20 protein-coding genes are annotated in these 17,873 nt (G+C 40.1%); 18 read left to right on the top strand and 2 right to left on the bottom strand.

Going from position 1 to position 17,873, the window contains the following annotated elements; translation table 11 throughout:
• Positions 1-521: 521 nt before the first annotated feature.
• Entirely contained in the window at positions 522-872 is a 351-nt protein-coding gene (locus ACY8D0_RS19135) for a GNAT family N-acetyltransferase (protein ID WP_462412087.1), read from the top strand.
• Positions 873-891: 19 nt separating this feature from the next.
• Here the strand turns inward: ACY8D0_RS19135 and ACY8D0_RS19130 are convergent, their stop codons facing one another.
• Positions 892-1,413: a DUF309 domain-containing protein gene (locus tag ACY8D0_RS19130; RefSeq protein WP_462412086.1), complete on the bottom strand. Its 522-nt coding sequence runs from the start codon at positions 1,411-1,413 to the stop codon at positions 892-894.
• A gap of 183 nt (positions 1,414-1,596) precedes the next feature.
• Positions 1,597-1,689, bottom strand: a complete 93-nt coding sequence (locus ACY8D0_RS19125; RefSeq protein ID WP_335476553.1) for a YjcZ family sporulation protein — start codon at positions 1,687-1,689, stop codon at positions 1,597-1,599.
• Between the two features lie 184 nt (positions 1,690-1,873).
• Between ACY8D0_RS19125 and ACY8D0_RS19120 the strand changes: the two genes are divergently transcribed.
• The 17 genes from ACY8D0_RS19120 to ACY8D0_RS19040 all read left to right on the top strand — a co-directional run bounded on the left by ACY8D0_RS19120 (position 1,874) and on the right by ACY8D0_RS19040 (position 17,801).
• A complete protein-coding gene (locus ACY8D0_RS19120) occupies positions 1,874-2,623 on the top strand; it encodes a segregation/condensation protein A (RefSeq protein WP_462412085.1) in 750 nt (249 codons plus the stop codon).
• 5 nt (positions 2,624-2,628) lie between these two features.
• Positions 2,629-3,207, top strand: coding sequence for an SMC-Scp complex subunit ScpB (gene scpB / locus ACY8D0_RS19115; RefSeq protein ID WP_462412084.1), 579 nt, complete (start codon positions 2,629-2,631; stop codon positions 3,205-3,207).
• A gap of 204 nt (positions 3,208-3,411) precedes the next feature.
• Positions 3,412-3,831, top strand: a complete 420-nt coding sequence (locus tag ACY8D0_RS19110; RefSeq protein WP_462412509.1) for a hypothetical protein — start codon at positions 3,412-3,414, stop codon at positions 3,829-3,831.
• Positions 3,832-3,862: 31 nt separating this feature from the next.
• Positions 3,863-4,351, top strand: a complete 489-nt coding sequence (locus tag ACY8D0_RS19105; RefSeq protein WP_462412083.1) for a YpuI family protein — start codon at positions 3,863-3,865, stop codon at positions 4,349-4,351.
• A 115-nt stretch (positions 4,352-4,466) separates the two neighbouring features.
• Positions 4,467-5,360, top strand: a complete 894-nt coding sequence (locus tag ACY8D0_RS19100; protein WP_462412508.1) for a superoxide dismutase — start codon at positions 4,467-4,469, stop codon at positions 5,358-5,360.
• 157 nt (positions 5,361-5,517) lie between these two features.
• Positions 5,518-6,657, top strand: coding sequence for a D-alanyl-D-alanine carboxypeptidase family protein (locus ACY8D0_RS19095; protein ID WP_462412082.1), 1,140 nt, complete (start codon positions 5,518-5,520; stop codon positions 6,655-6,657).
• On the top strand, positions 6,650-7,237 hold the full coding sequence (locus tag ACY8D0_RS19090; protein ID WP_462412081.1) for a nucleoside recognition domain-containing protein: 588 nt from the start codon (positions 6,650-6,652) through the stop codon (positions 7,235-7,237). Before ACY8D0_RS19095 ends, ACY8D0_RS19090 begins: the two co-directional genes overlap by 8 nt.
• A 4-nt stretch (positions 7,238-7,241) precedes the next feature.
• Positions 7,242-7,778 carry a spore maturation protein gene (locus ACY8D0_RS19085; protein ID WP_462412080.1) on the top strand — a complete coding sequence of 179 codons (537 nt, stop codon included), beginning with the start codon at positions 7,242-7,244 and terminating at the stop codon, positions 7,776-7,778.
• A gap of 200 nt (positions 7,779-7,978) precedes the next feature.
• On the top strand, positions 7,979-8,713 hold the full coding sequence (gene rluB / locus ACY8D0_RS19080; protein WP_462412079.1) for a 23S rRNA pseudouridine(2605) synthase RluB: 735 nt from the start codon (positions 7,979-7,981) through the stop codon (positions 8,711-8,713).
• A gap of 104 nt (positions 8,714-8,817) precedes the next feature.
• Positions 8,818-9,342, top strand: a complete 525-nt coding sequence (gene resA, locus ACY8D0_RS19075) for a thiol-disulfide oxidoreductase ResA (protein ID WP_462412078.1) — start codon at positions 8,818-8,820, stop codon at positions 9,340-9,342.
• 35 nt (positions 9,343-9,377) lie between these two features.
• On the top strand, positions 9,378-11,003 hold the full coding sequence (gene resB, locus ACY8D0_RS19070; protein ID WP_462412077.1) for a cytochrome c biogenesis protein ResB: 1,626 nt from the start codon (positions 9,378-9,380) through the stop codon (positions 11,001-11,003).
• A complete protein-coding gene (gene ccsB, locus ACY8D0_RS19065; protein ID WP_462412076.1) occupies positions 11,004-12,191 on the top strand; it encodes a c-type cytochrome biogenesis protein CcsB in 1,188 nt (395 codons plus the stop codon).
• Between the two features lie 177 nt (positions 12,192-12,368).
• Positions 12,369-13,085, top strand: coding sequence for a response regulator transcription factor (locus ACY8D0_RS19060; RefSeq protein WP_462412075.1), 717 nt, complete (start codon positions 12,369-12,371; stop codon positions 13,083-13,085).
• Positions 13,082-14,863 (top strand): ATP-binding protein, encoded by a 1,782-nt coding sequence (locus ACY8D0_RS19055; protein ID WP_462412074.1) that lies wholly within the window; start codon positions 13,082-13,084, stop codon positions 14,861-14,863. The genes ACY8D0_RS19060 and ACY8D0_RS19055 overlap by 4 nt, the downstream gene beginning before the upstream one ends.
• A 310-nt stretch (positions 14,864-15,173) precedes the next feature.
• Positions 15,174-15,725 (top strand): RNA polymerase sigma factor SigX, encoded by a 552-nt coding sequence (gene sigX, locus ACY8D0_RS19050; protein ID WP_462412073.1) that lies wholly within the window; start codon positions 15,174-15,176, stop codon positions 15,723-15,725.
• Positions 15,700-16,869, top strand: coding sequence for a hypothetical protein (locus ACY8D0_RS19045; protein WP_462412072.1), 1,170 nt, complete (start codon positions 15,700-15,702; stop codon positions 16,867-16,869). Before sigX ends, ACY8D0_RS19045 begins: the two co-directional genes overlap by 26 nt.
• Before the next feature lie 170 nt (positions 16,870-17,039).
• Positions 17,040-17,801: a peptidoglycan DD-metalloendopeptidase family protein gene (locus ACY8D0_RS19040; RefSeq protein WP_462412071.1), complete on the top strand. Its 762-nt coding sequence runs from the start codon at positions 17,040-17,042 to the stop codon at positions 17,799-17,801.
• Positions 17,802-17,873 lie beyond the last annotated feature (72 nt).

Raw genomic sequence — 17,873 nt, 5'->3', positions numbered from 1 at the left:
TCCCCGGGCACGCCCGCGGGAACGCTGAGCTTCTTGCGTTGCAATCAACAGCCATATTGATCTGAGCCTTTTTAAAAGAAGTGTTGCCCATATATTAATATAACTCATTTTGTAGATATAAACGAAAAAAATAGACGAATAGTTTCATAGGATAAAATCTTTCCTTCTGCGATTTTGCTTCAGGGCGGATAGATTTGTCGGTTTTTTTGGTGTAGAATGTAGGACAAGGTAAATACTTTTGGGGGATAATTCATTATGCAACGGTCAAATTGGATTTTATTTGGTGTCCTTGTCAGTCTTTGTATTGTCTGGGGCATTGTGTACTGGATGTTTTTCGCGCCAGGGAGTTCATAATATTTTCAATTGATGATTCATCAGGAATTAGGTATGATGATTGTTAGTAACGATAAGCTTTCTATTTTCATAATTTATAAAAGGGTTTATGATTGATGTAAAATGGGAAATATATATTATTGTTAAACCAGGATTAGTCGGTTTATATAATTTAATGAGGGATCTAAATGTTAATTCGTTATAAGAAAGCGTTTGAGAAAATTGCCATGGGTTTATTGTCCTTTATGCCCAATGAAAAGGACTTAAAGAAACTCCAGCAGACGATGAAAGAATATGAGACAGAAGAACATCGTCAGCTTTTTCTATGGAAAGAAGAAGACATTATTGGATTAATCGGAGTGTTATACCATCCCGATACCGATTCTTTGGAGATTCAGCATATATCAGTTAATCCCTCTCACCGTTTTCAAGGGATTGGGAAAAGAATGGTTAAAGCCTTGAAAGACATGTTTCCGGACAAAAAAATTATCCCGAATGAAAATACAGCGGCATTTGTAGAAAAGTGCGATGTTTGTTAATCCAAGAGGCGGCGAATGACTATTTGCCGCCTCTTTTAGCTAACTGCGCCCGGTTTCTTTCCTCGATAACAGAAGATCGGTCACGCAGTTTATGGCGATGGACCAATTCCCTATTCGCCATATTGCTGTCAGTTCCCCATACATAGCCATGCTTTTTACATTTGTTCATGCATAGATGTTGTAATTCGGGATCATTGATTGGCAATAAAAAGCTAGTATAGATTTGGCATGCATCAATCAATTCTTCGCGCTGTGCTAATAGCTCGAATAATTGTTCCTGATTTAAACCGAGTTCGGTTAACGTGGCAGCATGTTGCTGAAAAATAGGCATCGATTTTTGTAAAGTTTTCTTGGCACCATGGAAATTTCCCCTCCGGTGATGGTAAGCTGACACCGCTAATAAAATCAGGCCCACCCATACCGAGTCTTTATTGCCAGGATCTGTCTTTTTCCAATATTCTTCCAGTGTTTCATGGCATTCGAAATAATCACGGTCACCATGAAAATGAACCAGGTAGTCAACATATTCTTTCGGGTACAACTGTTTTACCTCCACAAATGGTTTATGTACAGTGTAACATATATATAGAAACTTTTTTGTAAAATTATACCTGAAAATGGTAAGACCCGCCAAAACGACGGGTCCTTTTGATTGATTTTAGAGTAAGGAATCGAACTTATAAAATTGTTCAGCTAAAGCGCCCTAGCGCCTACGCTGTTTTTATTACCAAACCCAAGCAGCACCCACAATAATCAATAAAATGAACAAAACGACGATTAACGCAAACCCGCCGCCAAAACCTACTCCATCAGCCATATTAATATACCTCCTGTGAGTTTTATTCTTTACTCTGTCATCATATGTAGGGTCATTGTCCATTGTTATGGGCCAACATCCTGTTTTAGGTTGATTTTTCTATTGGATATGCTTAATGAATCCTCTATACTATTAATAGTCATTTTTTAAAATGATTTATATTTCGAGAATTTTGGTGAGAAGTATGCCTTATCAGGTAAAGATTGATGCATTTGAAGGGCCGTTGGATTTATTGCTGCATTTAATCAATCGGCTTGAAATTGATATTTACGATATTCCTGTAGCACAGATAACCGAACAGTATTTAATTTATATACACACCATGAGTGAACTCAAACTGGATGTTGCCAGTGAATATTTGGTGATGGCGGCAGAGCTTTTGCAGCTAAAAAGCAAAATGCTTCTGCCTAAGCATGATGAATTAGAATATGATGATTCCGGAGATGTCTTTGAAGAAGACCCGAGGGAAGAGTTGGTAGAACGGCTAATTGAATACAGGAAATACAAGGAAGCGGCACATGAGTTAAAAGAAATGGAAGAAGAACGCGGATTGATCTATACCAAACCGCCCAGCGATCTGTCTAATTTTGCAAAGAATGTCCAGCCGGTAAAAACCGAGCTGGATGTATCCCTTTATGATATGCTGGCGGCATTTCAAAAATTAATGCGTCGGAAGAAACTGCAGCGTCCGATGGCTACAAAAATCACCCGCCAGGAAATATCAATTGAAACAAGAATGACAGAAATTATGGATGAATTGCATCAGCTGAATGGGCGGAAAAAGTTTAATGATTTATTTGAACATCCATCTAAGGAACAAATCGTTGTAACGTTTTTAGCTATTTTAGAACTAATGAAACGAAAAGAAATTGATGCCCAGCAAGACGACAATTTTTCCGAGATTTATGTAGAAGCTGTAAAGAAGGGAGCTTGATTGGATTGAATCTCATTAACTGGACCAGTATTTTGGAGAGCCTTTTGTTTGCTGCTGGAGACGAGGGGTTAACCCTGAAGCAAATCGCTGAGGTTTTGGAGGTTGATGAAATAAAAGCCAGTGAAATCATTGAGGATTTAAAGCGTGAATATGAAACATATGAAACCAGAGGGATTATGATGGTTCAGCTGGCTGGAACGTTTCAACTAGCCACGAAAAAGGAAAATTCCGCTTATTTAAAAAAGCTTGTGGACTCTCCAAACACGTCGACTTTGTCACAAGCCGCATTGGAGACCTTAGCTATCATAGCCTATAAACAGCCGATCACCCGCGCGGAAATCGAAGAAATCCGTGGTGTAAAAACAGAAAGGCCTCTCCATACCCTTACGGCAAAGGCGTTAATTAAAGAAGTCGGCCGCTCTGAAGGAACCGGCAGGGCGTATCTTTACGGTACAACCAAGGAATTTCTTGACTATTTCGGTCTAAAAAGCCTCAAGGAACTGCCGCCATTGCCCGAAAAGGTGGATGAGGAATATGTCCAAGAGGAAGCTGACCTATTTTTCGGCCAGTTGGAAAGTTTATAACTTTCCGATTAGACATAAGTGCAACTACGCCTCTGTCTTCGCCCTAACGGGCTCGCCAATCGGAGAGTTTTCTTTAAAAAATTTAAGGAAACAATTAACTCCTAAATACAATTAGTATAGCAATCTATGCTAAAATAGAGATAGCAATCCTATTTCACCATTGTGGTTAAGTGCTGTATCAAAGGGTAAGGAGCGGGAATGAAGTTGCTAATTAAACAGTGTAAGGGATATGAGCTGGAAAAAGAAAAATCAAACACCTCGGAGGACTTCTTTAACCGAAGTGAAGTCACTTACTTGGAAAATGGAAAAGAAAGAACGCTGCATGTGTTATATGTCAGGTATTTTGAGCAAGTATTGAATGAATTTACTCCTTTTCAGCAGGACCCTGTTTTTTGCATACAGGGGAAGGACGTTTACTTTAAGGATCTTGCAGCGCTTGTCTGCCTGTTGAAAAATCCGGGTCTCAAAGGCCGCAAACGGCTATATATTAATTCTAAACATGAGTTTTCTTCATATTTTCAAGGGATTAACTTTGAGAAATTGCCTGAAATTTTTCTGGAACTGAATCAAACCAAAGGGTATGAACTGCGGTCTCCACTTGAATTTGTAAAACAGCAGCAATAATTTGATTTCAGACGACTATAGGGGGATAAGTATGGGAAACACACTAGTTCATTCACAGCTTCAAGATGTAAAGGGGTTTTTAAGTAAAACCAATACAACTATTGAGGACTTTTTAAACGAAACTACGGTATCCCAGTGGAAATTGGAAAGTGATGAAGATTGTAACTATATTAAGCTGATTTTTTCGCATCTTCGAAAATTGGCTGTATACAGTGAAGAGGGCTTAGATGCATGCGGTGTTATTTTACAATCTGAGCCATTTCAGAAAGCCGCTGCTGAAAAGACATTATATCGAATCTACCACCAATGTATTGAAGAATTTTTTGCTCCGAAAAATGATGCTTGGTTTGAAAATAGCCGCTCTGCCTACACTGGCAGAAATTCGATTAAATTTTACCGAAATGTTCCGGACAGCATAGTCCAACTTATCAAAGGTTTAGAAGGTGACTTCCAACGAATCAGGGAAGAATTGGAATATTATGAGACTGACTATCGGACTAAGATGATGCAATCCAAATAACCTACCAACTGGACAAGGAGGCTGACATTGCTTTATAGTCAGCCTCCTTCTCTGTTCTTAATGGGTCTGCCCTCTCATAAAGTTAGAGAGGACCAATTTGGAAGAGAGGGATTGGATGGGCCGGTTTAGCCGATATGTTAATGACCTGTTTATCTGGAATGAGCAAATGAAACAATTTCTCCAATCTGAACAAGTGGAAGGGGATGCCGAACTTTGGCAACAGTTGGATGAATTTACAGATCTGATTGAAAATGTGAACCAGGAGTTATCGACTGAACAACTTCTAAGCCTGCAGGCAAAAGCCGAAAGTATTCACGGCCAATTGGAAAATTACTTTACCCGAAAGCAAGGGAAGGGGGTAGGGACCCTTTGGGCGGAAGACCGACAGCTTCCCCCTGGAGGGCACACTCTGCCGGATCTTCCGTATCCATACCATGCATTAGAGCCGTATATCTCGGAAGAAATCATGAGACTTCATCACGATAAGCACCATCGCTCCTATGTCAACGGATTGAACAATGCGGAGCAAAGCTTAAAAAAAGCTAGGGAGACGAATAATTTTTCGCTGATAAAACATTGGTCGCGTGAGCTTGCCTTCCATGGATCTGGTCATTATCTGCATTCGATTTTTTGGAACAATATGAATCCAAATGGGGGCGGGCAACCCAAAGGTTTGTTACTCGATGAAATCAATCGATACTTTGGAAGTGTTGCCGCTTTTAAAAAGCAGTTTACCGAGGCAGCCAAGCAGGTGGAAGGCGTTGGCTGGGCATTATTAGTTTGGTCGCCGATGGCTGGGCACTTGGAAATTTTGCAATCCGAGCGGCATATGCTGTTGACGCAATGGACTGTAGTCCCGCTATTGGTCCTTGATGTTTGGGAACATGCTTACTATCTTCAGTACCAAAATAACCGGGCGGAATATATAAATAACTGGTGGAATATAGTTTATTGGCATGATGTGGAGATGAGATTAGAAAAAGCGATTGATAAGAGGCCAGGAATATAAAAATACAGGGAAGAGACAATCCGAATCAAAGGGGTTGTCTTTTTTAGTGACTTTTTGTGTTTCGCTATATAAATAAGCTTGTTCAATTTAGTTGTCATAACAAGGCTAGTCCCGCATAAACTTTTATTAAATTAACAGGGGGGACGAGGTATACATAATGAAAAAGATTTGGAGTCTAATAGTTTATTCCCTCATTGTCTCGTTATTGGCGGTCAATATTCCACAAAGTGCAAAGGCAGATGCGACTGTAAGTGCATCAAGTGCGGTTTTAATGGAGCAAAAATCAGGGCGTGTCCTATTTGAGAAAGACGCCCATAAAAAAAGAAGGATTGCAAGTATTACTAAAATTATGACAGCTATCATAGCGATTGAGTCGGGGAAAATGAACCAATCAGTGAAAATCAGTGAAAAAGCCGTACGGGCAGAGGGGTCTTCCATTTATTTAAAGCCAGGCACGAAAATGAAATTGGAGGATCTGGTATACGGGCTGATGCTCCGTTCGGGAAATGATGCCGCCGTAGCCATTGCCGAATATATCGGGGGAAGTATCGATGGCTTTGCTCTTCTTATGAATCAAAAGGCAACAGAGATTGGCATGTTGGACACTCACTTTTCCAATCCTCATGGGTTGGATGACTCTGATGACCATTACTCAACCGCTTATGATATGGCCCTTTTGACCAGATATGCCATGCAGAATAAAACCTACCAGAAAATCGCCGGCACCAAGGTGTACCGTACTGACAATCCTTCGGAAAATTGGGAGTATGTTTGGCGAAATAAAAACCGGCTGCTGACAAAATACAAATATGCAACAGGCGGTAAAACAGGCTATACGAAGCTGGCAAAAAGAACTCTTGTTACGACAGCGTCCAAAGGTGATATGGGGTTAATTGCCGTAACCCTTAATGGCCCGGATGACTGGAATGACCATATTAGCATGTATGAAGCAGGATTTAAAAGCTTTGACATGGCCGAGGTGTTAACAAAAGGGAAAATTTCTGCTGTTGACAATAAAATTTATAAGGATCATATCTTTATCAAGAAATCAGTTGTTTATCCTGTAACGGATGAAGAGATGGACTTATTTTCCATTAAGTATAAGTTATATAAGCCAGAAGAGAAATGGCAAAACGTGCGGGAAGTGAAGGTTGGCAAAGCCGTCGTATATTTAGATGGACGTGCTGTAAGTGAAACAGCAATTTTTTATAGAAATAAGCCAGAACAAAAAAAGGGGTTTTTGGAGAATGTGAAAAAGCTATTTTTTTCATTTACGGGTGTGAATGCCAATGGTTAATTATATTTGGGTAATCATGACAGTTACAGGGATTATTTTTGCCTTATTCAACGGGACGATGGAGGCCGTGAACAAAGCAGTATTTGACGGAGCCAAAGAAGCGGTTACACTATGTATTGGTCTTATTAGCGTGCTTGTTTTCTGGCTGGGAATGATGAGAATCGCCGAGGAATCCGGGCTATTGGAAAAACTTTCGAAATTATTCCGGCCCCTAGTCAAAAGGCTGTTCCCGGAGGTGCCAGCCAATCACCCGGCGATGGGTTATATGCTGTCAAACATGATATCGAACATGTTTGGTTTAGGAAATGCGGCAACCCCCCTCGGATTAAAAGCGATGGAGGAATTAAAGAAGTTAAATGGCGGTAAAGATTCTGCCTCCAGGTCGATGGTCACATTCTTGGCGCTTAATACCGCCAGTATTACCATAATCCCGACAACAGTGATCGCCATAAGAATGACCTATCATTCTGCAGCACCAACCGAAATAGTGGTCCCCACCATCATTGCCACCATCCTTTCGGCCATCAGTGCTGTTCTTATTGATCGATATTTTTATTATCGCAGAAGCCGAAAAGGGTGAAAAAATGGCGTTAATTTCGTTTATCTCTCTTACATTTATCCCGATTTTAATTGGCTTTATATTACTGTATGGAACTTTTAAGAAAGTCCCTACCTATGAGAGTTTTGTTGAAGGCGGCAAAGAAGGGATAAAAATTGCCTTTCAAATTATCCCCTTCTTAGTGGGAATGTTAGTCGCTATTTCTATTTTTCGTGCTTCCGGCGCACTAGAGGCGCTGATGAACTGGGTAAGGCCCATTATGCAAACCATCGGCGTTCCGGCTGAAATCGTCCCGTTGCTTTTAATCAGGCCGATCTCCGGTACAGCGGCTCTTGGCATGACAAGTGATTTAATAGCAAACTATGGGCCGGATTCGTTTATTGGCAGGTTGGCATCCGTGCTTCAAGGGAGCACTGACACCACCTTCTATGTACTAACCGTGTACTTTGGTGCCGTAGGAATTAAAAAAATGGGCGACGCATTAAAAGTTGGTTTATTGGCAGATGTAGCGGGAATCATTGCTGCCATTGTTGTTGTCGTATATATATTTGGAACAAAATAAAGCTATCCTACAAAAAGTAAGTCTTCTAAATGGGAAGACTTACTTTTTTATTGTTAACTAGTAGCCATTACTTTGAAAAGTGAAGGTTTTGTGTCATAATTCATTAGGATAGATATATATGCCCATCTTTAAGGGTGAAAAATTTTTATAGATGTATAACATAATTTGAATGATTGGAAAAAATTTTTGAGGTGAAGTCTGTGGAAAGATTACAAAAAGTGATTGCCCGTGCCGGGATTGCTTCGCGGAGAAAAGCTGAGGAGCTAATTAAAGAAGGCAAAGTAAAAGTAAACGGAAAAGTGGTTACCGAGCTTGGGATCAAGGTTTCCGGGTCTGACAAAGTCGAAGTCAATGAAATACCGCTTGAAAAGGAAGAACCCGTTTATTTTCTATTGTATAAACCAAGAGGTGTCATCACAAGTGTTAGTGATGATAAGGGGAGAAAAGTGGTAACTGACTTTTTCCCGGAGATTAAAGAAAGAATTTATCCCATCGGCCGTTTGGATTATGATACTTCAGGTTTGATTTTACTCACGAACGACGGTGATTTTGCCCATTTACTCATGCATCCAAGTCATGAAATTGAGAAGGTTTATGTTGCAAAGGTTAAAGGTGTCCCATTGAAAGAAAACTTAAGAAAATTGGAAAAAGGAATCAAACTGGAAGATGGGAAGACAGCCCCTGCCAAAGTTAAGCTGTTATCCTTTGACAAGAAAAAACAGACTTCCATTGCCGAAATCACGATTCATGAGGGGAAAAATCGCCAAGTAAGGAGAATGTTTGAAGCGATAGGGCATGAAGTGATCAAATTAAAGCGGGAACGTTACGGCTTTTTAACTTTAAGCGGACTATCCTCAGGCGAAGCACGTGAATTGACTCCCCATGAGGTTAAGCAATTAAGAACCCTTGCCTTGGAAACTGCAAAAAAGTCATAAAAACGTCACAATTGCCAATAGCTGTTACCACTATGACTATATTGGTAAATGATATAATTTAGAATAACTTTCGGGAGATCGTTAAGGTAACAGGAGGGTTGGTTATGAAAAAACGGCGATTAGTCATAAGGACAATTATCCTGCTTATACTAGCTGCGGCCGTTGTTTATACACTATATTCAAACTTCGCGATGGACAATAAACAAAAGGTGGCGGTCAATGATACTGCACCCGATTTTGTTTTAACAGATATGCAGGGCAACAAGCATCGTTTGTCCGATTATCGCGGTCAAGGGGTATTTCTGAATTTCTGGGGAACATGGTGTCCGCCATGTAAAAAGGAAATGCCCTATATCAACAATCAATACCAACAATTTAAAGATGAAGGGGTTCAGGTATTGTCAGTTGATATTCAGGAATCAGAACTTGCTGTTAATAAATTTATTGACCGGTACCAGCTGGATTTTCCTATCATGATTGATTCCGAAAAGGAAGTCATGACTGCCTATGATATCGACCAGCTGCCCGCCACTTTTCTAATAGATAAAAATGGGAGAGTAGTAAAGTATTATACCGGAGAGTTAACTGAAAATATGGTCAGGGAGTTTATGGAGAAAATAAAGCCATAAGGATTTTCAATTTATGGGCGTAGGGAGTTTTCGCAATGAAAGAGGTAAAGTGTGAATGTGGTCATGTCAATCCACATGGTACGGTACTGTGTGAAGCCTGTGGAAAGGTACTGGATGAACGGGAAAAGGATAATAACCAGTTGCTTGACATGCGCTACGAGGGGAGTGCGCGGCGCTCGCAAACCTATAATAAGACGATTATTGATAAGATCTGGAATTTCTTTTCATCGGTAAAAGTTGGGGTTTGGTTGATTGTTTTAACTCTTATTGCTTCCATCCTTGGCACGATCCTGCCGCAGGAAATGTATATAAACCTGCCTGCGGATGTTTATTATGAACAAGAATATGGCTGGTTTGGAAAAATCTATTATCAGTTGGGTTTTCATGACTTGTATGGGTCTTGGTGGTATTTATTGTTAATTGCCATGATTGGTGTCTCGTTGGTTATTTGCAGCCTTGACAGAGTTATCCCATTATATAAGGCATTAAAGGCACAAAGAGTCACAAGGAATGAAGGATTTTTACAGCGCCAGCGAGTGTTCGGCATTAGTTCAAACACCAATGAAGATGATTTTAAGCGATTGAAAGAACATCTGAAAGCAAAACATTATCAAATCCGTGAGGAAAACGGCGATTTATTAGCCGAAAAAGGACGATTTTCACGGTGGGGACCATATGTGAACCACGTGGGATTAATTATCTTCTTAATCGGCGGAATGCTTCGGTTTATTCCGGGGATGTATGTGAACGAGAATTTATGGGTCCGGGAAGGCGAAACCGCTTTAGTTCCAGAGACCGGGGAAAAGTTTTATTTAAAAAACAATCAATTCATCTTGCAAACCTATAATAAAAATAAAGATAAAACATTTGAAAAAGCCATCGAAAGAGCAGGAGAAGTTGTCAAAAACTATCAGTCCAATGTGGTATTATATCAAAAAGCAGGAAACAGTCTGCCCGGTGCGAAACCAAAGCTTGAAAGAGTAAAAGACTATAAAGTCCGTGTGAATCATCCGTTAACATTTGACGGGTATTCGATCTTTCAATCCTCCTATAGAAGTGAATTAAATGCAATGACTTTTTCTTTAACGAATAAACAGACAAATCAGTCAGTGGGGGATTTAACTATAGACTTGGTAAATCCAAAGTCTAAATATGACCTTGGCAATGGCTATTCAGTGGAGATTGCTGAGTATTTTCCAGACTTTGAATTTGATGAGAATAAAGAACCGTCTACTAAATCCAGGGTCCCTAACAACCCAGCCTTCGTATTTCGGATGATTACGCCTGAAAAACCTGAAGGAGAAACCAGTTTTGTTGCAATTAAGCAAACAATCGAGCCATTTGGTGATAATACGTACAAAATGACCTTTAGAGGCATTGGAACGAAAAATGTCTCAGGATTTACGGTTCGAAAAGATTCCACCTTATGGGTCATCATATTGGGCGGGATTATTTTCATGATTGGCGTGATTCAAGGTGCGTATTGGAATCATCGCCGCATTTGGGTACAGAAAAAAAACGGACAAGTCTGGATTGCTGCGCATACGAACAAAAACTGGTATGGTCTAAAACGGGAAATTGAAGCTTGTTTGGATAATACGGGGTTAAATGTTCCCGATGACCAGTTGCAGGCAGAAAAAGAAGAACAGGAGGGAGCATAGTTGGCAGGATTAAGCAGTAATTTATTGTTTATTGCCTTTATTCTATATTTAGTGTCGATTCTCTTTTATGGTGGATCAATTAAGGAGAAAAAAGCCAATCAAGGTAAAAGAGAAACCAACAAGTGGGGAAAAATTGCTGTATCTTTAACGATTATCGGTTTTATTGCACAACTGGGATATTTTATTACACGATGGATAGCTGCAAAACATGCACCGGTCAGCAATATGTTTGAATTTACCACTTTTTTTGGTATGGCTTTAGTAGGAGCATTTATCGTAATTTATTTCATTTATCGGACAACGTTACTGGGATTATTCACAATGCCGGTAGCGATACTCGTCATCGCCTATGCCAGCATGTTTCCGCGCGAAATTACACCCTTAATCCCTGCGCTTCAAAGTTATTGGCTTCATATTCATGTTACAACTGCAGCTATTGGGGAAGCCATTTTGGCGATTAGTTTTGCCGCTGGCCTCATCTACCTGGTGAAGGCGATTGATCAAGCTACCAGATCCAAGAAAACTTTTTGGCTTGAAGTCATCATGTTCGCGCTAGTGACGGTTCTTGGATTTGTGGCTGTCTCCACTATATTTTCAGCAGCCGATTACCATGAAGAATTTTCGTGGGTAGATAAGCATGACAATGAAGCTACCTTAGACTATTCCATGCCCGCATTATTTGGGCCTCATGAAGGACATTTGCTGTCAGAGGGCGGGTTAAAACCCCTTGTTAGCGTGCCGGCTCTTATTAATGCAAAAAAATTGAACACAGTCGTTTGGTCCCTCATTGGCGGTATTGTGCTTTATGCCATTATTCGATTGGTTCTGAGAAAGCGCATCGCCGCAGCTTTGAAGCCGCTGGTCAAGAATATTAAACTTGATTTTGTCGATGAAATAAGCTATCGTTCCGTTTTAATCGGATTCCCCGTCTTCACGTTGGGGGCACTAATTTTTGCCATGATCTGGGCACATATGGCTTGGTCCCGTTTCTGGGGCTGGGACCCTAAAGAGGTTTGGGCGCTCATTACGTGGCTATTTTATGCGGCCTTTTTGCATCTCCGCCTTTCTAAAGGATGGCATGGTGAAAAATCAGCGTGGCTGGCCGTTCTCGGTTTCGTTATCATTATGTTTAACCTTGTTGCTGTGAATCTTGTGATTGCCGGACTACATTCATATGCGGGTTCCTAAGCAGCACACAATAAAGCCTTCACTTTCATACTAGTGAAGGCTTTTAAATAATATAATAAATTTAATAATCATATTTACTTTGTCAAATTATTGACACTTTTTATAGGGGTAATTCCTTAGAAAATCTAGCAAAAACGATGACCATTTTGTAAAATTAACTCCATAGGGGGAATTATAATGGATAAAAACGTGAAAATATTAGTCGTTGATGATGAAGAAAGAATTCGCCGCTTATTAAAAATGTATTTAGAAAGGGAAGAGTTTATTATTGATGAAGCTGAAGATGGAAATGAAGCTTTATCTAAAGCTCTTGCCAATGATTATGATGTCATACTGCTTGATTTGATGATGCCCGGCAAAGACGGGATTGAGGTTTGCCGTGAACTTAGAGAGAAAAAAGCCACTCCGGTCATTATGTTAACGGCCAAGGGCGAGGAAGTCAATCGGGTTCAGGGCTTTGAAGTGGGAACGGACGATTATATTGTTAAACCGTTCAGCCCTCGGGAAGTGGTTTTACGGGTCAAAGCCATTTTACGGAGATCATCCCAAACCAGCTATCTTCAAACAGAAACCACAACCAAAGATGTGATTGTATTCCCGCACTTGACTATTGATAATGACGCGCACAGAGTAACAGCTGATGGGAAAGAAGTCAGCTTGACTCCAAAAGAATACGAACTGCTTTATTTTCTGTCCAAAGCACCGGATAAAGTATTTGACCGGGAACAATTGCTGAAAGAAGTATGGCATTATGAATTCTTCGGTGATTTACGTACGGTTGATACCCATGTAAAGCGTCTTCGTGAAAAACTGAATAAGGTGTCAGAAGAGGCTGCCAGAATGATTGTCACAGTTTGGGGAGTGGGGTATAAATTCGAGGTAATTAATGAATGACCTTCCTGCGAAGTGTAGTAGGTAAGCTCTGGTTTACCATCATCTTGTTAGTTGCATTTGTACTGTTTATATTAACAGTTATGCTACTTGAGTACTTTCAAAACTACAGCATTACAGAAACCAAGAATGATTTAACCAATACTGCTGGTAAAATAGCCCATGTTCTGGAAGAGCACCCAAATGAGGAATTTAAATTGGGGCTTGAGGTATCATGGGAAATGATTGATGATTTCACTAAAGTGATGGTTGTAAAAAATGACCAAGAACTTTATTACTCTCCCAACATAGAATCAGACAACAAATTATTGCTGCCAGAAATTAAAGGTGACTCGGAACTGTCAAAAGTATTCAAAGATGACCAAACCGTTGAGAAGATAACGAATATTTCCGGAAACAATAAAGGCAATTCAGAGTCTAATTACTCGATTATTGGGGTGCCTTTGCATTTTCCTGGACAAGAAGAAAACGGTGCCGTCTTTATCTATCAATCATTGGAAAGTATGCAGGAAACATCCCGGTCTGCCGCAAAATTTATTTTGCTGGTCGCGGGGGTCGCCATTATTCTTACCACTATTTTCGCCTTTTTTCTGTCAACAAGAATAACGGCGCCGCTTAGGAAAATGAGAGAAGCCGCATTTGAAGTGGCCAGAGGAAAGTTCGATACAAAGGTTCCTATCTTAACACATGATGAAATCGGAGAATTGGCTACCGCATTTAATCAAATGGGTAGACAGTTAAAGTTTAATATGAATGCCCTCAATCAGGAAAAAGAACAGCTTGCAAGCATCTTAAGCAGTATGGCGGACGGGGTAATCACCTTTAATCGGGATGGTACGATTTTGATTACCAATCCGCCTGCTGATCGATTTCTTCAATATTGGTATTATGAAACAGGTGAGAACCGTTCGAATGAAGCCATTCCATCTGAAGTAATGGAACTTTTTCAAAAAGCGGTTGACACTGAGAGTGAGCAGATTGGGGAGATTTCTCTACAAGGCCGCCATTGGGTGATGCTCGTCAGTCCGTTATACAGTAACCAGTTCATCCGTGGCGCCGTTGCAGTACTTCGTGATATGACGGAAGAAAGACAACTAGAAAAAATGAGAAAAGATTTTATTGCCAATGTATCTCATGAATTAAGAACTCCAATCTCCATGTTACAGGGATATAGCGAGGCAATCGTAGATGATATTGCAGAAAGCCAAGAAGAGAAACGTGAGATGGCAAAGGTAATATATGATGAATCCCTTAGAATGGGCAGACTGGTCAATGAACTGTTGGACTTGGCCAGGATGGAGGCTGGACACATTCAACTAACGATAGAAGAAGTGGATTTGTCAGCTTTTGTTCAGAGGATTATTCATAAGTTCCAAGGATTGGCTAAAGAAAATGGGATACAATTAAATGCCGAAATCGAAGACGGGCTGCCTTTCATTCACATTGATCCTGACAGGATTGAACAGGTGCTGACAAACCTGATTGATAATGCGATCCGGCATACTCCCATAGGCGGTTCAGTTATTTTAAAAGCTGCGTTTGAAGACAAAGGAATCAGAATAGAGGTGGAGGACTCTGGTTCGGGAATTACTGAAGAAGACCTTCCATTTGTGTTTGAACGGTTTTACAAAGGGGATAAGGCCAGAACGCGGGGCAAATCCGGAACTGGACTTGGGCTGGCCATTGCAAAAAATATTATTGAGGCACATCGGGGACAGATTTCCGTGCGTAGTAAATTCGGCCAAGGAACGACATTTTCCTTTTTGCTCCCGCGAAAATAGGAAAAACAGGAAGGAATTTGCCGATTGTTCTTGATTCACAAGGAACATTTTCGCAAGCGAGCTAGTAAAGAAACCGATGTGATTTTAGAGAGGATGACTCATAAAACTAGAGTCATCCTTTTTTTAATAGGCTCTTTTAAAAGATATTTTTTATTTTTTTAATTCTGTGGAGCCAAAATCCACAGCCCGTTTCTACTGAGTTTTTCATAAAAAAGCGCCTTCCTTTTTGCTGGAAAAAAGTCTACACTTATGGAAGTGAAACTTTTTATACCTATACATCGACTAATATTTTGAACGGGGAGGGGAATTGATGGACTCCGTTTTCGATGAACTCTATCAAAAATACCATCATGACGTGTTCCAATTTCTATTTTATATGGTTAGAAACAAAGAACAAGCAGAAGATCTCGTCCAGGAAGTATACATCAGGGTGTTTAAATCTTATGAACGATTTGAAGGAAAAAGCAGCGAAAAAACATGGTTATTTTCCATCGCCCGAAATGTGGCCATCGACTTTTTCCGGAAGCAAAAAGGATGGAAGGAAAAAATTCTCGAGAAGTTCGATTGGTCTAACAATCAAGTAAAGGATGATTATCCAATACCAGAGGAAATTACTGTACAAAGAGAAGAGATACAGTGGGTATATAAATGTTTGAAATATTGCACAGTCGACCAAAGAGCGGTAATCATTTTGAGATTTATTCAAGATTTATCGATTGCAGAAACTGCTCAAGCTTTGGGGTGGACAGAAAGTAAAGTTAAGACAACGCAACATCGCTCGTTAAAGGTTTTAAAAAAGCAGATGGAGACTTTTTATGAGAAGGAGGGACAGAATAGTGAAAAAGTCAGAGTGGAGCGATGAAGAACTAATTCAGCTACTTAGACAGATGCCAAAGATAGAAGATAATCGCCATCCTAGTAATATTTACCATAATATTCCTCAAAGAAGGCGTAAATCGATACAATGGCTATTCCCTGGAATTGCAGCCGCCGCGGCATTATTTCTTTTCTTTATATTGGTACCTAAGCTTATGGATGGAAACCAACAATCAATGGATAGGGCCGGTGAACAAAAATCGGTCCAGAGCAGAGAAATGCAGGCTGACGGCAATGTAGCCCTTAAAAAGGAACCATCCAATGAAAATACAACGGGTTCGCCAGAGATGGCAGCTGTGAATTCAGAAATGGAAAAAACCGCTATTTATGATGATGAAATTGGTAATGGCCAAGTTGTAACCTATTGGATACCTGATGAGCAGGCTCTATTCCTGGTACCGGTCTCCAGTATCGTGAAGGAGACACAAGGAAAAACATGGGTCGAATTATTCAATGAAAAGGCATCTGAACTTAAAGAGTCCCAATGGGGATTGACGGATTATTATCCACTTAATGCATCCGTAAACCTTGACCAACAAAATAACCAGGTTTTAGTGGATGTACCATACGGTCACCAATATGGCCAAGGATCGGCAAATGAAAATGACTTTATGGAGATATTAAAAAAGGATGTTTCTTCGAATAGCGCTATTAAGTTAATTAAACTTTCTACAGCCGGAAACCCTGGCATTGAATTTGGAAATACAGGGGAAGTAGATGATATTACTGTCACCAATGACAAGAACCGTGCCTTTTACTTTTATTATCCACAAGGCAGCGAACAGCCCTTTATAGTACCCTATAACACGCCATTTAATGATGTCCAGTCGGCTTTTGGGGCCATGATGGGGGAGGCTCCGGTTACAGGATTGCAAAAATCCATTTTGCCCTCATTTCAAATTGAAAACGTGGTGGATGAAGGAAAAATTTTAAATTTGTCTCTTAAAACCAATACCGAACTCGAGAATAATCAGCAAACCTTATTTTCACTCGAAGCGATTTTGCTGACGGCAAAAGATTTTGGCTTTGAAAGGATTTCCATTACAAATCCACCAATCACCCAAATCGGCCCATTTGATCTAACGAAAGAAATCAGGGTGCCTTTAGCCCCAAATAGGCGTGACTTTTAACCTGTTTAAATCAACCGCAATGGTTGATTTATTTTTTTTTGAATAAAACTGCAAAATAAACCAAATTATAACAAGTATGTTAGGCAGTACCTCTCTATGCGGATTGTTCTAAATTTATACATGGGAACATATGGTAGGAGGGGACAAGTTCTAAGGAGGAAAGGTTATAAATGCGTGATTATGTAAAAAGGTTTTTCATTGCCATTCTAATGGCTGTTTGTGTCAGTTTATTATTTTTGGGGGGAAGGCACTCACAAGCAGCTGTGTTGCAGGATATGAAAGAGGTTAAGGACCACTGGATTTGGCCGGCGGATGGAATAATATCCGATATTTATGGGACAAGGCAAGGAAAACATAAAGGAATCGATATTGCAGGGAACCTAAATACGCCCATTCTGGCAGTAGATGACGGTGTGGTGGAGAAATCTTATTCCTCTGATACATATGGCAATGTGATATTTATTAAACACCCTAATCAGTTTGTAACGGTATACGCCCATTTAAGTAACCGTAATGCAGTGGAAGGACAAAGAGTAAAACAAGGGGAAGTAATTGGTTATATGGGACAAACAGGGCAAGCTACTGGTGTTCATCTTCATTTTGAATCGCACCAAATCGAGTGGAGATACGATAAAAAATACGCCATAAATCCTGAAATGGTTTTCGGAAAAGCCGAAGTCGGTGAGACTGTACAGGGAGGGAAGACCAGTGCGGGAGATGTTGTGGAAGTTAGTATGCATCTTCAGGCACAAATGGAAAATAATCCGCCATCGTCGAATTTACATTCTACTACCCAACAATATGTTGTGAAGTCAGGTGATACGCTGTATGCCATTTCCAGAAAAAATAATATTAGCGTAACCAGAATAAAGGAACTTAACCATCTGTCGACTGATTTAATTACACCAGCACAAGTTTTATATTTGCGATAATGTGAATAATTAATGAAAGTCAAACAGAAGTACTTAACAAACTCAGTAATTTTCAGTATAATAAAGTAGAAA

The organism is Neobacillus camarae, assembly GCF_054950115.1.
Note: the sequence above shows the minus strand (reverse complement) of the source record. Positions and strands in the feature narration are given on the sequence as shown.

Excerpts from the sequence above, each read along its gene's own strand:
- ACY8D0_RS19135 (WP_462412087.1), top strand. The coding sequence starts at position 522 with ATGTTAATTCGTTATAAGAAAGCGTTTGAGAAAATTGCCATGGGTTTA.
- ACY8D0_RS19125 (WP_335476553.1), bottom strand. The coding sequence starts at position 1,689 with ATGGCTGATGGAGTAGGTTTTGGCGGCGGGTTTGCGTTAATCGTCGTT.
- ACY8D0_RS19120 (WP_462412085.1), top strand. The coding sequence starts at position 1,874 with ATGCCTTATCAGGTAAAGATTGATGCATTTGAAGGGCCGTTGGATTTA.
- ACY8D0_RS19105 (WP_462412083.1), top strand. The coding sequence starts at position 3,863 with ATGGGAAACACACTAGTTCATTCACAGCTTCAAGATGTAAAGGGGTTT.
- ACY8D0_RS19100 (WP_462412508.1), top strand. The coding sequence starts at position 4,467 with ATGGGCCGGTTTAGCCGATATGTTAATGACCTGTTTATCTGGAATGAG.
- ACY8D0_RS19095 (WP_462412082.1), top strand. The coding sequence starts at position 5,518 with ATGAAAAAGATTTGGAGTCTAATAGTTTATTCCCTCATTGTCTCGTTA.
- ACY8D0_RS19090 (WP_462412081.1), top strand. The coding sequence starts at position 6,650 with ATGGTTAATTATATTTGGGTAATCATGACAGTTACAGGGATTATTTTT.
- ACY8D0_RS19085 (WP_462412080.1), top strand. The coding sequence starts at position 7,242 with ATGGCGTTAATTTCGTTTATCTCTCTTACATTTATCCCGATTTTAATT.
- resA (WP_462412078.1), top strand. The coding sequence starts at position 8,818 with ATGAAAAAACGGCGATTAGTCATAAGGACAATTATCCTGCTTATACTA.
- resB (WP_462412077.1), top strand. The coding sequence starts at position 9,378 with ATGAAAGAGGTAAAGTGTGAATGTGGTCATGTCAATCCACATGGTACG.
- ACY8D0_RS19060 (WP_462412075.1), top strand. The coding sequence starts at position 12,369 with ATGGATAAAAACGTGAAAATATTAGTCGTTGATGATGAAGAAAGAATT.
- ACY8D0_RS19055 (WP_462412074.1), top strand. The coding sequence starts at position 13,082 with ATGACCTTCCTGCGAAGTGTAGTAGGTAAGCTCTGGTTTACCATCATC.
- sigX (WP_462412073.1), top strand. The coding sequence starts at position 15,174 with ATGGACTCCGTTTTCGATGAACTCTATCAAAAATACCATCATGACGTG.
- ACY8D0_RS19040 (WP_462412071.1), top strand. The coding sequence starts at position 17,040 with ATGCGTGATTATGTAAAAAGGTTTTTCATTGCCATTCTAATGGCTGTT.